At 61.1% G+C, this 280-nt stretch carries 1 protein-coding gene; it reads left to right on the top strand.

What is annotated here, in order from left to right; translation table 11 throughout:
* A partial coding sequence (locus V3W40_RS34605) for a ribonucleotide-diphosphate reductase subunit beta (RefSeq protein WP_330216550.1) occupies positions 1-280 on the top strand: 280 nt, incomplete at both ends.

The following is a 280-nucleotide window of genomic DNA, read 5'->3' as shown; positions in this document are numbered from 1 at the left end:
TTTCAAGTACGACTGGGCCTGGCAGAAATACCTCGACGGCTGCGCCAACCACTGGATGCCGCAAGAGGTCAACATGACCGCCGACATCGCCCTGTGGAAAAACCCCGAAGGCCTGACCGACGACGAGCGCCGCATCGTCATGCGCAACCTCGGCTTCTTCTCCACTGCGGATTCGTTGGTCGCGAACAACCTGGTCCTGGCCGTGTACCGCCTGATCACCAACCCGGAGTGCCGCCAGTACATCCTGCGCCAGGCCTTCGAAGAAGCGATCCACACCCAT

The organism is Pseudomonas sp. AM8, from assembly GCF_036346475.1.
In the GTDB taxonomy this organism is placed as follows: Bacteria; Pseudomonadota; Gammaproteobacteria; order Pseudomonadales; family Pseudomonadaceae; genus Aquipseudomonas; species Aquipseudomonas marginalis.
Note: the sequence above shows the minus strand (reverse complement) of the source record. Positions and strands in the feature narration are given on the sequence as shown.